General features: G+C 63.4%; 11 protein-coding genes. 8 read left to right on the forward strand and 3 right to left on the reverse strand.

From position 1 onward, the window contains the following. The first annotated feature begins 189 nt into the window (after positions 1-189). From ppdK to DH08_RS34640, 3 genes are all read left to right on the forward strand, one after another. A complete protein-coding gene (ppdK, locus tag DH08_RS34630) occupies positions 190-2874 on the forward strand; it encodes a pyruvate, phosphate dikinase (protein ID WP_192183683.1) in 2685 nt (894 codons plus the stop codon). Between the two features lie 105 nt (positions 2875-2979). Beyond that, on the forward strand, positions 2980-4170 hold the full coding sequence (locus tag DH08_RS34635) for a glycosyltransferase family 9 protein (RefSeq protein WP_345892489.1): 1191 nt from the start codon (positions 2980-2982) through the stop codon (positions 4168-4170). A gap of 128 nt (positions 4171-4298) precedes the next feature. Continuing rightward, entirely contained in the window at positions 4299-5036 is a 738-nt protein-coding gene (locus DH08_RS34640; protein WP_192183684.1) for a polysaccharide deacetylase family protein, read from the forward strand. 63 nt (positions 5037-5099) lie between these two features. Here the strand turns inward: DH08_RS34640 and DH08_RS34645 are convergent, their stop codons facing one another. Both DH08_RS34645 and DH08_RS34650 read right to left on the reverse strand, forming a co-directional pair. Next, positions 5100-5489 (reverse strand): DUF427 domain-containing protein, encoded by a 390-nt coding sequence (locus DH08_RS34645; protein WP_192183685.1) that lies wholly within the window; start codon positions 5487-5489, stop codon positions 5100-5102. 125 nt (positions 5490-5614) lie between these two features. Beyond that, positions 5615-5971 carry a hypothetical protein gene (locus DH08_RS34650; RefSeq protein WP_192183686.1) on the reverse strand — a complete coding sequence of 119 codons (357 nt, stop codon included), beginning with the start codon at positions 5969-5971 and terminating at the stop codon, positions 5615-5617. A 178-nt stretch (positions 5972-6149) separates the two neighbouring features. On the opposite strand from DH08_RS34650, the gene DH08_RS34655 reads away from it, so the two are divergent. Beyond that, positions 6150-7778, forward strand: a complete 1629-nt coding sequence (locus tag DH08_RS34655) for a fatty-acid--CoA ligase (protein ID WP_192183687.1) — start codon at positions 6150-6152, stop codon at positions 7776-7778. An 82-nt stretch (positions 7779-7860) separates the two neighbouring features. Further along, entirely contained in the window at positions 7861-8646 is a 786-nt protein-coding gene (locus DH08_RS34660) for a DUF1499 domain-containing protein (protein WP_192183688.1), read from the forward strand. Between the two features lie 3 nt (positions 8647-8649). On the opposite strand, the gene DH08_RS34665 is transcribed toward DH08_RS34660, so the two are convergent. Next, on the reverse strand, positions 8650-9558 hold the full coding sequence (locus DH08_RS34665) for an MBL fold metallo-hydrolase (RefSeq protein ID WP_192183689.1): 909 nt from the start codon (positions 9556-9558) through the stop codon (positions 8650-8652). Positions 9559-9672: 114 nt separating this feature from the next. On the opposite strand from DH08_RS34665, the gene DH08_RS34670 reads away from it, so the two are divergent. From DH08_RS34670 to rfbC, 3 genes are all read left to right on the forward strand, one after another. Further along, positions 9673-10266 (forward strand): biotin transporter BioY, encoded by a 594-nt coding sequence (locus DH08_RS34670; protein ID WP_192183690.1) that lies wholly within the window; start codon positions 9673-9675, stop codon positions 10264-10266. 239 nt (positions 10267-10505) lie between these two features. Beyond that, positions 10506-11387, forward strand: coding sequence for a glucose-1-phosphate thymidylyltransferase RfbA (gene rfbA, locus DH08_RS34675; protein ID WP_192183691.1), 882 nt, complete (start codon positions 10506-10508; stop codon positions 11385-11387). Continuing rightward, a complete protein-coding gene (rfbC, locus tag DH08_RS34680) occupies positions 11388-11942 on the forward strand; it encodes a dTDP-4-dehydrorhamnose 3,5-epimerase (protein WP_192183692.1) in 555 nt (184 codons plus the stop codon). Positions 11943-11958 lie beyond the last annotated feature (16 nt).

The raw sequence follows: 11958 nt of genomic DNA on the forward strand, positions 1-11958 counted from the left end.
TTTTTGACGCAGCCTTCGCTTTAATCGGTTGTAGGGGTTTTTCTTAATCGATTGTAGGCGCCGGCCGACTTTGCCCTGCCTTGCCTTTCGCAGTGCAGCATCCTATCGCTCGATCTAAGGCGCGTCGGAACCTGGGCCATCGTCCAGGTTTCGCCGATCTTTCCAATCTCCGGCATCTGGAGGGCGAGCATGACCAAGTGGGTTTACACTTTCGGCGATGGTGCCGCGGAAGGCCGTGCCGGCGACCGCAACCTTCTCGGCGGCAAGGGCGCCAACCTGGCCGAGATGTGCAGCCTCGGCCTGCCGGTGCCGCCTGGTTTCACCATCACCACCGAGGTCTGCAATGCCTACTACGCCAACGGCCGTACCTATCCGGCTGAGCTGGAACCAAATGTCACGGTGGCGCTGGATCATATCGGCCGGCTGACCGGGCGCCGTTTCGGCGACCCGTCGAAACTGCTGCTGGTGTCGGTGCGTTCAGGCGCCCGCGCCTCGATGCCCGGCATGATGGACACCGTGCTCAATCTCGGCCTCAACGACGACACGGTCGAGGCGCTGGCCGCCGATTCCGGCGATGCGCGCTTCGCCTATGACAGCTACCGTCGTTTCATCCAGATGTATTCCGATGTCGTCATGGGCCTCGACCATGAGGTGTTCGAGGAGATCCTCGAGGACCAGAAGGCGAGCCTCGGCCATGAGCTCGACACCGAACTGACGGCGCTGGAATGGCAGGGCGTGATCGCGCTCTACAAGGCCAAGGTGGAGGAGGAGCTCGGCAAGCCGTTCCCGCAGGATCCGCACGAGCAGCTGTGGGGTGCGATCGGCGCGGTGTTTTCCAGCTGGATGAACAACCGCGCCATCACCTACCGGCGCCTGCACGACATTCCCGAAAGCTGGGGCACGGCGGTCAACGTCCAGGCCATGGTGTTCGGCAATATGGGCAACACCTCGGCCACGGGCGTCGCCTTCACCCGCAATCCCTCGACCGGCGAAAAGCAGCTCTACGGCGAATTCCTGGTCAATGCGCAGGGCGAGGATGTCGTTGCCGGCATCCGCACGCCGCAGAACATCACCGAAGCTGCCCGCATTGCCGCCGGCTCCGACAAGCCGTCGCTGCAGAAGCTGATGCCGGACGCCTTCCAGTCCTTCGTCACGATCTCCGATAGCCTGGAAAAGCACTACCGCGACATGCAGGACCTCGAATTCACCATCGAGCGCGGCAAGTTGTGGATGCTGCAGACGCGCTCCGGCAAGCGCACCGCCAAGGCGGCGCTCAAGATCGCCGTCGAGATGGCCAGGGATGGCCTGATCACCAAGGAGGAGGCGGTCGCCCGCATCGATCCCGCCTCGCTAGACCAGTTGCTGCATCCGACCATCGATCCGAAGGCCGCGCGTGACGTGATCGGCATCGGCCTGCCGGCTTCGCCGGGCGCCGCCACCGGCGAGATCGTCTTTTCCTCAGGCGAGGCCGAGGACGCCAAGGCGCAAGGCCGCAAGGCGATCCTGGTGCGCATCGAGACCAGCCCCGAGGACATCCACGGCATGCACGCCGCGGAAGGTATCCTGACCACGCGCGGCGGCATGACCAGCCATGCCGCGGTGGTGGCGCGGGGCATGGGCAAGCCTTGCGTGTCGGGCGCCGGCTCGCTGCGCGTCGACTACAAGACCGGCACGCTGATGGCGATGGGACAGACCTTCCGCAAGGGCGACATCATCACCATCGACGGCGGCAACGGCCAGGTGCTGAAGGGCGCGGTGCCGATGCTGCAGCCCGAACTCTCCGGCGATTTCGCCGCCATCATGGAATGGGCCGACGCCGCGCGCCGCATGAAGGTTCGCACCAATGCCGAAACCCCGCTCGATGCGCGCATGGCGCGCTCCTTCGGCGCCGAAGGCATCGGTCTCTGCCGCACCGAGCATATGTTCTTCGACGGCGACCGCATCGTCGCCATGCGCGAGATGATCCTGGCCGACACCGAGAAGGACAGGCGCGCCGCACTTGACAAGCTGCTGCCGATGCAGCGCTCGGATTTCCTCGAACTGTTCGAGATCATGGCCGGCCTGCCGGTGACCATCCGCCTGCTCGATCCGCCGCTGCACGAATTCCTGCCCAAGACGGAAGGCGAAGTGGCCGAGGTCGCCGCCGCCATGAACGTGTCGCCGGAAAAGCTCAGGCAGCGCACAGAAGCCCTGCACGAGTTCAATCCGATGCTCGGCCATCGCGGTTGCCGCCTGGCCGTCTCCTATCCCGAGATCGCCGAAATGCAGGCGCGCGCCATCTTCGAGGCCGCCGTAGAGGCTGGCCAGAAGGCCGGCGCGCTGGTGGTTCCCGAAATCATGGTGCCGCTGGTCGGTCTGGTGAAGGAGCTTGACTACGTAAAGGCGAGGATCGATGCCGTCGCCAAGAGCGTCATGGAAGAGACCGGCATCAAGATCGACTATCTCACCGGCACTATGATCGAACTGCCGCGCGCCGCGATCCGCGCCCATGTCATCGCCGAGGCGGCCGAATTCTTCTCCTTCGGTACAAACGACCTGACCCAGACCACCTTCGGCATCTCGCGTGACGATGCCGCCTCGTTCCTGGAGACCTATCGCCAGAAAGGCATCATCGAGCAGGATCCGTTCGTGTCGCTCGACATAGACGGCGTCGGCGAACTGGTGCGCATGGCGGCCGAAAAGGGCAGGGCGACCAGGCCCGAGATCAAGCTCGGCATTTGCGGCGAGCATGGCGGCGATCCCGCTTCGATCCGCTTCTGCGAGGAGGTCGGCCTCGACTATGTGTCGTGCTCGCCCTACCGCGTGCCGATCGCCAGGCTGGCCGCCGCGCAAGCAGCGGTGCTGGTGGCAAAGGCATCTGCGCCGCGCGCCTGATGGCCGTGACTATTGCCATGGATGACCGATCGATGACTGTCGATTGGCTCCGGTTGCGCGGTTGCCAACTTACGATTTTGTGAGCAAAGTCACGCGAAGTTGCGCGTGACGGTCCTCAATCTCGACATCGTTTCCGCCCAGTTTCCCAAGCCCGACCCCCGGTGCCCGAAACAGATGCTTCAGTTTTCCCCCGCTCCCGTCCGCTCGATCCTGATACTCCAGACCAAGTACATGGGCGATGTTGTCCTCGCCTCCACGCTGGCGAAAAACCTGCAGCTCGAATATCCGGGCGTCAGGATCGTATTCCTCTGCGAGGCGCGCTTCGCAAGCTTCCTCACCGCCCACGGCATCGCCTCCGACGTCGTCACCTTCAGCCGCGCGCGCCTGCGTGGTTCACCGCTGCAACGCGGGCGTGAGCTCTATTCGATGGTGCGCAGGCTGCGTCAGCACCGCTTCGACATGACGATCGACCTGAGCGATTCGAAAACCTCTCGGGTCATCGTCAGGCTCGTCAACGCCAGGACCAGGGTAGGCTATCACCCGACGGACAGGCCCTTGCGCTGGTACGAGCGCAATCCGGCAAACATTCGGGTCACGCGGTTCGGCTACGGTGAAAGGCACTATCTCTACCGCTACCTTTCGCCGCTGGAGGCGCTTGGGATCGATCTGCGCGTCAGAACGCCTTCGATCAAGCCGCTGCCGCTGGAAACGGCTCGCGTCCAGGACTTACTGAACGTGCACGGGCTCCGGCGAAGCGCCTTCGTCGCGGTGCATGCCGGAGCGAGCTTCCGCGGTCGGCAATGGCAGCCGGAACGCTTCGCCGCCGTGATTGACGAAATCTCGCGCGAGACCGGGCTGGACTTCGTGCTTGTCGGCGGCCCGGACGAGCGCGCGCCGGCTGAACGGATCGTCGCCGGGACCGCATCGGCCGTCGTCAACCTCGTCGGCGTCCTGTCGCTCGAAACACTGCTGGCATTGCTGGAGGAAGCGCGGCTGTTCCTCGGCAATGAGAGCGGCCCGATGCATATGGCCGCTGCGGCGGGAACCCCTGTTGTCGGCCTTTTCGGCCAGACAAGGCCAACCCGCTGGGGGCCAGTCGGCGCGCCGAGCATTTGCCTCCAGCCTTCCATGCCGTGCGAGTGCGTGGCGCCCGATCTGTGCCGTTGGCCGGACCCAAGCAAATCCTGCTGCGTTTGGCGCCTGGAGGTCGAGCCTGTCATCGAGGCCGTGCGCGAAATCCTGGCGCAGACCGAGGTCGCTGTGCAACCGCCACCCGTGGTTCGCGCCACTCGCTGAAAAGTCACACACCAGGAAATTGTCGCCACGGCCGCTTTTGGCATGCGCGCCGTCCCGATTTTCGCCTTGATGCGGGTTTTCCTGGCGCGGCTCCCGCAGGGATCCGCTTCTATATCCGGAAATCAATCATGCGCCTGCTCGGAAAATATCTTTGCGCGATAGCGATCTCGGCCTGCACCGTGTCGGCAGGTCACACCGCACCGCTTCTCGAACCTACGCTGCATTTGACGCCGCGGGCCGGCAGCGGCCGCGTGGCGCTGACGCTGGACGCCTGCGGCGGCCAGACCGACACCAGGATCCTCTCGGCGCTGGTCGACAACAGGATCCCGGCGACGATCTTCGTCACCGGCATCTGGCTGAAGCGCAATGAAGCGGCGATCGAGATCATGCGCGCGCATCCCGATTTGTTCGAACTGGAGAACCATGGCGGCCGCCATATTCCGGCAGTCGACACGCCGCGAAAGATCTATGGCATCCGCAGCGCCGGCAGTCCCGACGCCGTACTGGCCGAAGTCGAATCGGGCGCCGCAGCCCTTGCCCGCACCGGCGAGCCGGCGCCGAAATGGTTTCGCGGCGCGACCGCCGAATACAGCCCATCCGCCATCGCCATGATCCGCAAGCTTGGTTTCAAGATCGCCGGCTTTTCGATAAACGGCGACGGCGGCTCTTTGCTGGGTGCGAAGGAAACCGCCCGGCGCATCGCCGCCGCCAGGGATGGCGACGTCATCATCGCCCATATCAACCAGCCCACCCATGCCGCCGGCGAGGGCGTGGTGCAGGGCCTGCTGTCGCTCAAGCAAAAGGGCCTGACCTTTGTGCGGCTCGATGAAGCCGATGGCGTAGGCAATGACGGCACCACCGACTGATCGGATCAGCCTGATTTGAGTCTCAACGCGCGCACCCTTGGGTGAGTGCTCGGCTCGGAACGCTTAGGCCGGCGTGGCTTCGATCGTCACCTTGCTGGGATAAAAGGCGCCGTGATTGCGGATCTCCGTCATCTCGTCGAAGGGGCGCTCATAGGCCCACATCGCGTCCTTGCCGGCCTCTCCAGCCGGCAGTGCGCTCCAATAGCTGGCATCTCCCTTGTAAGGGCAGTGCGTCGAGTGCTCGGTCTTGGCCAACCGGCTGAAATCGATGTCGTCGAAGGGAATGTAGACAACCTGGGCATAGGGCGGCTCCGACAGGAGCTTTGCGGTCGTCGACGTGGCGATCACCGTTTCGCCGGCACGCACCCTGACAGTGCCGTGATAGGGCTCGATGGTGATGACCTTGTCGGGATTGCGCTGGAAGCCGGGTGCGGGATTTGCGATCTTGTCCATTGGCGGGTTTTCCTTGTCCGGCATGGGGCGCCGTCCGGAATAGGTGTGTCGGGCAAGCGCCAAGCGCAAGGCCAAGCCAAATCCACGCCTGGCCCGCGGTCAACTAGCCTTGTCCCGAGAAACTTTCAGGCCGCGGTCTTGAACACATCCATCAGCCCGGCATAGGCGGCAGCGATGCCGGCCACCGGATTGGTGCTTCTCGACGCCGTCTCGACCTTCAGCGCGCCCCCGACCGTTGGCAGGGTCAGCAGCAGGAACTGGCGGTTGCCGCCATCCCCCACGCATGCCGCTGCGACATGCTGGCCTTCGCCGCCATTGTCGACGCACATCTTGAACAGCAGCGTGCCGCCGACCGCCTCGAGGGCGCCGCCGACAACCTCGACGAATTCATCTTCGGAGACGGTTTTGGCGTCCGGCATCAAATCGGCCAGACTTTCGGCAAGTGTGTTTTCAAGTGCCTTGTCGTCGAGCTGCGCGTCCATGCGAGCCTCTTCCATTCGCCAATCGCACCCCTAACAGAGTTTAACGCCGACGATGGCCGGATTGTGGCGGTTTTCCTTGTCATTTCGGCCAATGCGCCGGGATGGCTGGACAATCCGTCGGTTCGTCCCACAATGGGGCAAAAGCGTAGACGTGAAAAAGCGCAGGGGAGGAACAGACATGCTCGGACTGATGCAGGAATGGCCGCTGCTTTGCCACAAGCTGATCGACAATGCCGAACGCCAGCATGGCAGCCGCGAGATCGTGTCACGATCGATCGAGGGGCCGATCGTGCGCACCACCTACGCCGAAATTCACCGCCGCGCCCTGAAAGTGGCGCAACGGCTTGAGCGTGACGGTTTCGCGCTTGGCGACCGCATCGCGACGCTGGCCTGGAACACGGCACGCCATATCGAGGCCTGGTACGGCATCATGGGGATCGGCGCGATCTATCACACGCTCAATCCGCGGCTCTTCCCCGAGCAGATCGCCTGGATCATGAACAACGCCGAGGACAAGGCAATCTTCGTCGACCTGACATTCGTGCCGCTGCTGGAGAAGATCGCCGGATCGGTCAAATCGCTGAAGCGTGTGATCGTGCTGACCGACAGCGCGCACATGCCCGAGACGGCACTGCCGAACGCCGTCGCCTACGAGGAATGGCTGGCCGAGACGGACGGCGACTTCGCCTGGAGGACCTTCGACGAAAACACCGCCGCCGGCATGTGCTACACTTCGGGCACGACAGGCGATCCCAAGGGCGTTCTCTACAGCCATCGTTCGAACGTGCTGCACGCCATGATCGCCGCCATGCCCGACGCCATGGGCATCTCGGCCCGCGACATCATCCTGCCGGTGGTGCCGATGTTCCATGCCAATGCCTGGGGCCTTGGCCAGAGCGCGCCGATGATCGGCGCCAAGCTGGTGATGCCCGGCTGCAAGATGGACGGCGCCTCGATCTACGAACTGCTCGATACCGAGAAGGTGACCTTCAGCGCCGCCGTGCCGACCGTATGGATGATGCTGCTGCAACATCTGGAGGAAACCGGCAAGAAACTTCCCCATCTGGGCAAGGTCGTCATTGGCGGCTCGTCCTGTCCGCGCGCAATCACCAAAAAATTCCAGGACAATTACGATGTCCAGGTCATCCATGCCTGGGGCATGACCGAGATGTCGCCGCTCGGCACGCTGTGCACCATGAAGCCGGACTATGAAGGGCTGAAGGGTGAGGCGCGGCTCGATATCCAGGGCAAGCAGGGCTACCCACCCTTCGGCGTCGAGATGAAGGTGACGGACGACGACGACAAGGCAATGCCCTGGGACGGCAAGACCTTCGGGCGGCTGAAGGTGCGCGGGCCGGCAATCGCCCGCGCCTATTACGGCGGCGTCGGCGCCGAGCAGTTCGACGCGGACGGCTGGTTCGATACTGGCGACGTCGCGCATATCGATGCGGGCGGCTACATGCAGATCACCGATCGCGCCAAGGACGTCATCAAATCGGGCGGCGAATGGATCTCGACCATCGATCTCGAAAACCTCGCCGTCGGTCATCCCGATGTCGCCGAGGCGGCGGCCATCGGCGTTGCCCATTCCAAATGGGGCGAGCGGCCCTTGCTCGTCGTCGTGCGCAAGCCGGGAAAGGAGCCGAGCAAGACCGATATCCTCGATTTCATGAACGGTAAGGTGGCCAAATGGTGGATGCCCGACGACGTCGCCTTCGTCGGCGAAATTCCGCACACCGCCACCGGCAAGATCCAGAAGATCACCTTGCGCGAGCAGTTCAAGGACTATCGCCTGCCGACGGATTGATGGGCATGATGCGCCTTTCGGCTTCAAGCCTGAGCCAAAACGTTTTAAGTCTCGGTTCGGGCATGGGGTGGTGCGGCTGAGAATGGTTAGTATTCCTGAACGACAGACGTCGCGAGCGGCCGGATGGTCGCGCGGGACAGCGGCCTTTTCGCTGGTCCTGCTGCTTACAGTGCTCGTCGGCCACCGATTCGATCTCGTCGAAACACCTGTTTTCCTCTGGGTGTTGGCGATCGTCGCGCTGCTCGCCGCCTTTGCCCTTTTGTTCGCCGGACTTGCCTTCTCCAGGTTGTGGAATTTCGGCGACCGCGGCGGCCGCGATCTCTCCGTCGGCGCCCTGCTGGCGCTTCTGGTGCTCGCCCCCTACGGCGCCGCCGCCTATTGGGCGACGATTTCGCCGCCGCTGAGCGACATCTCGACCGATTTCGACGATCCGCCAGCGATCGACACGTCGGACCGCACCAAGGGCATGAACGTTCTATCGACGCCGACGCCAGGCGAGCAAAGCCTGCAAGGCGATGCCTATCCTTTAGTCACCAGTCGCAGCTACAATTTGCCCTTCGAAACCGTCGTCGATGCAGTCGAGACCGTGCTCGACCGGCGCGACTGGCAGCTTCAGGCGCCGTACCCTGAAACCGACGGGCAAAGCGAAGTGACGATCAATGCGCTCGCCAAAAGCTTCGTGCTGAGCCTTCCGGCCGATGTCGCGATCCGTGTGACCGACGACGGCGACACGGTCGTTGTCGACATGCGGTCCGCCTCGCGCTACGGCCAATACGACCTAGGCGACAATGCCGCCCGCATCGTGGAATTCCTAGGGGAACTCGACCAGGAAGTGGCCGGCCAGGTGGGCGCGGCGCCGGCCGAATAATGTCTACAGCGCTGGCCTGAAAACGCCGTCGATGGCCGGGTCGCCATCGGTGGCGACAAGGCCGCGGGCCACCAGATCTTCCAGATGCGCAAGCACCGAGAGGCCGGCGGCGCCATGCAGGCGCGGATCGGTGTCGCGATAGATTGCCGCAACCATCTCCTTGATCGTCCTGTCGCCGCCCCGGATGCGCTCCAGGATCGCCCGTTCGCGCATCTTGCGGTGCGTCTTCAGGCCGCGCATGAAACTGCGCGGCGCCATCACCGGACCGCCGTGACCTGGTAAAAGCAGACGGTCGCCGCGCTCGATCAGCCGGTCGAGCGAGGCCATGTAGTCGGCCATGGCGCCGTCCGGCGGCGCCACGATCGAGGTCGCCCACGCCATCACGTGATCGGCCGAAAACAAAACGCCGCTTCCTTCCAGCGCAAAGGCCGCGTGATTGGCGGCATGGCCCGGCGTCAGCACCGATCTGATCGCCCAGCCGTCGCCATCGACCAGCGTATCGTCTTTGAGCGCCATGTCCGGGGCGAAAGCCATGTCGGCGCTGGCGTCGAGCGGGTTGATCTCGCCGATGCGCAGCGGCCGCGCCGGGCGATGCGGCCCCTCCGCCAGCACGATCGCCCCTGTGCGCTCCTTCAGCCGGGCCGCCAACGGTGAATGGTCGCGATGCGTGTGGCTGACGAAGATGTGGCTGACCGGCCGCTGCCCGATGGCTTCGAGCAATGTCTCGAGATGCGCAGCGTCATCCGGTCCGGGATCGATGACCGCCAGCGTGTCCCGCCCGACAAGATAGCTGTTGGTTCCGTGAAAGGTGAACGGGCTCGGGTTTCGGGCGGTGATGCGCTGGACATCTGGCGCGACGGTTACGGCCTGGCCGTAAGCAGGATCGAAGCTGGTGTCGAATTTAAGGGCCATGAGGGCGGGGAGCTCTGTTCCTGAGGTGGCAAAACCGATTGCCGCATAACACGGAAGCCAATATAGAAAAAATGCGAGGCCGCATGTTGGCGGCTGTCCGGAATGGGGAAGACCATGGCAATTGCAACGACGATGCGTCCGCTTGTTTCTCTGGCTCTGCCTGAAAAAGGCGCGACACGGCTTGCGACGCAGCTGTTGCTGGCGATTGCCGGTACGCTGCTCTTGACCCTGTCGGCGAAGGCAAAGGTCGTGCTCGGCCCCGTCGACATCTCGCTGCAGACGCTCGCCGTCCTCCTGATCGCCTCGGCGTTCGGCCTGCGCCTCGGCGTCGCCACGCTGCTTCTTTACATGGCCGAGGGTGCCATGGGCTTCCCGGTCTTCCAGGGCACGCCGGAAAAGGGCATCGGCCTAGCCTATATGGTGGGCCCGACCGGCGGCTATCTTGCCGGCTTCGTTGTCATGGCCGCCATCGTCGGCTGGGCTGCCGACCGTGGCTGGGATCGTCACCCGGTCAAGCTTTTCAGTGCGATGCTGGCCGCCGAAATCGTGATGATGGCGATGGGCTTTGCCTGGCTGGCGCTGCTGATCGGCGCGGAAAAGTCATGGCAGTTCGGCGTCGTGCCTTTCATCGTCGGCGACCTGATCAAGGTGGCGCTCGCAGCCAGCCTTGTCCCGGCAGTATGGTCGCTGCTGCCGAAGCGGCCCTGACATTTATTAAATGAAAGCCAGCCGGCGGAGATCCCGCCGGCTTTTTCATGCCTTGGCCACTGCCAGGTGGTGGCGGAAACAGGTGGTCGGTTCCTCCGGCCAACTTTCGGCTGCAGCTCGTTTCGCCAGTGAGATCACCAGGCGCGACCAGCAGCGAGATTGACAAGCCATTGCGCGAAACCTAAGCACGGGCAACTTGATGTCAGGGGCGGGGCCCTCGGTAATTCAAGGAGAGCTTGTTGAAAGGAATTATCCTTGCGGGAGGCAGCGGAACACGTCTTTATCCGCTAACATTGGCAGTCTCTAAGCAAATCCTGCCAATATACGATAAGCCGATGATCTATTATCCGCTGAGCGTGCTGATGCTCGCCGGTATCAGGCATATATTGATCATCTCAACTCCACGTGACCTGCCAGCTTTCCGGGAATTGCTCGGCGACGGCTCGGAGTTCGGGCTTGAGTTCTCCTATGCGGAGCAGCCGCATCCCAACGGGCTCGCCGAAGCCTTCATCATCGGCCGTGAGTTCATCGGCAAGGACAACGTGTCGATGATCCTTGGCGACAACATCTATTTCGGCGAAGGGCTGTCGCAGCTTTGCCGCACGGCGGCGGCCCGCGAAAGCGGCGCGTCGGTATTCGCCTATCATGTCGACGATCCGGAACGCTATGGCGTGGTGTCGTTCGACAAGCTCAGCGGCACCGCCCTGACGATCGAGGAAAAGCCGCAGAAGCCAAAATCCAACTGGGCCGTCACCGGCCTTTACTTCTACGACAATGACGTCGTCGACATCGCCTCGACGATCCGGCCCTCGGAGCGCGGCGAGCTTGAGATCACGGCGGTCAACAACGTCTATCTCGAACGCGGGCACCTGCACGTCCATCAGCTCGGCCGCGGCTATGCCTGGCTCGACACCGGCACCCATGACAGCCTGCATGAAGCCTCGTCTTTTGTGCGCACGATCGAGCACCGCCAGGGCATCAAGGTCGCCTGCCCGGAGGAGATCGCTTTCGAACAGGGCTGGCTGACGGCAGACAAGGTGCTGCAGCGCGCCACCCGCCTCGGAAAGAACGAATATGCCGCCTATCTACGCAGGCGCGTCACCGACCTGACGGAGAACTAGGTGCTGGAGGTAAGCCAACTCGGTCTCGACGGCGTGCTGGAGATCGTACCGAAGCGGCACGGCGACGCGCGCGGCTTTTTCATCGAAACCTGGAATGCCGAGCGCTTCGCCGAGGCCGGCATCGACCTGCGCTTCGTGCAGGACAATCATTCCTATTCCGCAGCCGCCGGTGTGGTGAGGGGGCTGCACTACCAGCTTCCGCCGCGCGCCCAGGACAAGCTGCTGCGCGTCATCAGAGGCAAGATCCTCGACGTCGCGGTCGACATCCGCCGCGACTCGAAAAGCTTCGGAAAATGGGTCGCCCTCGAAGTTTCGGCCGAGAAGGGCAACCAGATCCTTGTGCCGAAGGGCTTCGCCCACGGTTTTATCACGCTCGTGCCGGACACTGAGGTTCTCTACAAGGTCACCGACACCTATTCGCCGGCGCATGACCGATCGATCCGTTTCGACGATCCTGCCATCGGCATAGAATGGCCGGCGATATCGGGCGGGTTCCAGCTTTCGGACAAGGACCTCAAGGCGCCGCTACTTGCAGCCGCGGAGGTGTTTCCATGAAGACTGTTCGTCGAGG

This window comes from Mesorhizobium amorphae (genome assembly GCF_014843845.1).
In the GTDB taxonomy this organism is placed as follows: Bacteria; Pseudomonadota; Alphaproteobacteria; order Rhizobiales; family Rhizobiaceae; genus Mesorhizobium; species Mesorhizobium amorphae_A.